This is a genomic window from Streptomyces sp. UH6 (genome assembly GCF_013421635.1).
GTDB lineage: Bacteria > Actinomycetota > Actinomycetes > Streptomycetales > Streptomycetaceae > Streptomyces > Streptomyces abyssomicinicus.
In genome coordinates, this window is sequence record NZ_JACADT010001242.1 from 1 (window position 1) to 1,411 (window position 1,411).

The window sequence follows — 1,411 nt, forward strand, 5'->3', positions numbered from 1 at the left end:
GCGGGGCCGTGCCTCGCCGGGCGGGACGGGTCAGGGCCGCGCCGGGCGCGGGCGGCGGCGGGCGGGGTTCAGTCCCGCGGGTCGAGCCGCATGGTGGTGGAGCGGGCGGCCTCGCCGAGGATGGTCTCCAAGGAGGCCGGGTAGGCCTCGTACTTCGCGTAGTAGGCGGCGTCGACCCGGTCGTTGAGCCGGGGGTCGGCGTCGACGACGGTGACGTCCCTCTCGACGCCGCCCGCCCGGATGCGGCCCTCGTGACGGGCGCGGGTCCCCCGGTACCAGCGGGAACCGGGCCCGTAGACGGACCGGACGTAGACGTCGTCGCCGTCGCGGACCACCCAGATGGTGCGCCAGTCGCTGAGCGAGCCGTCCTCTCCCACCGAGGCGATCTCCAGTTCCTCCGCCTCGCCGATGCCCGCGAGTTCGGTCCGGGTCCAGGTGGTCATCACTCTCGGCTCCTCGCTGCTCCGGTGCACGCCTGCTCCCAGCGGAACGTTTCCGCGGGGCGCACGCCACCGGTGGGCGTCCGGACGGACCAAGCCGGCCGTCCGGACGCCGCGCGCCGGGGAGCCTCAGCAGAGCGGCACGCCGGGCAGCTGGGCCGCGGGATGGTCGATGTAGATGTTGGAGACGAACCCGTTCTGGTCGCGCAGCTTGCTCCACCAGTTGTTGGTGTAGCCCTCCGCGCTGACCGTGTCGCCCTGCTTCTGGCACAGCACCCGCACGGCGGTGGGTCCGCCCAGGGTCGCGACCACCGGGGCGCTCAGCCGGGCGTCCGCGCGGACGTTGACGCCACTGCCCCAGGTGGTGAAGGGGACGCCCGTGCCGCTGCCGCCGCAGCCGTTGTCGCTGGTCAGGTATGCCTGGTGGTAGGAGCCGGGGTAGGAGAGGGCGGCGCCGTTGATGACGATGTTCTGTCCGGTGCCGTTGTAGAGCTGCTCGTAGTGGATGTGGGCGCCGGAGGAGTTGCCGGTGGAGCCGGTGGTGCCGATCTGCTGGCCCTGGCCGACGTACGCACCGCTCGCCACGGAGTACGCGGCGAGGTGGAAGTAGTAGGTGCGCCAGCCGCCGCCGTGGTCGATCACGATGTAGTTGCCCGCGCCGCCCGCCTGGTAGTGACGGGTGGCGGTGCCGGCCGCGGAGGCGAGGACGGGAGTACCGGCGGTGGCGCCGCCGTCGGCGCGGACGAAGTCCAGGGCCCGGCGCACCTCGGCCGAGTGGTGGCTGTACGTCCAGCGCTGCCCGCAGGGGAACGGCGCCTTGAAGGTGGGGGCGGCCGCGACCGCGTCCGGGGCGGCCTGCGCGGGTGCGGCGGCGAGGCCCGTCAGGGCGAGCAGCACGGTGGCCAGCAGGGCGGGGAGGCGTCTGAGCAGGGACAAGGAATGCTCCTTGGGCCGGGGGGAACGACGCGGGA

At 73.8% G+C, this 1,411-nt stretch carries 2 protein-coding genes; both read right to left on the minus strand.

Annotation, left to right across the window (positions count from 1 at the left end):
• Positions 1-68: 68 nt before the first annotated feature.
• The gene (locus HW445_RS30935; protein WP_180224096.1) at positions 69-443 is read right to left on the minus strand and encodes a DUF2255 family protein; all 375 of its coding nucleotides are present in this window, start codon (positions 441-443) and stop codon (positions 69-71) included.
• A gap of 126 nt (positions 444-569) precedes the next feature.
• On the minus strand, positions 570-1,376 hold the full coding sequence (locus tag HW445_RS30940; RefSeq protein WP_180224097.1) for a M23 family metallopeptidase: 807 nt from the start codon (positions 1,374-1,376) through the stop codon (positions 570-572).
• Positions 1,377-1,411 lie beyond the last annotated feature (35 nt).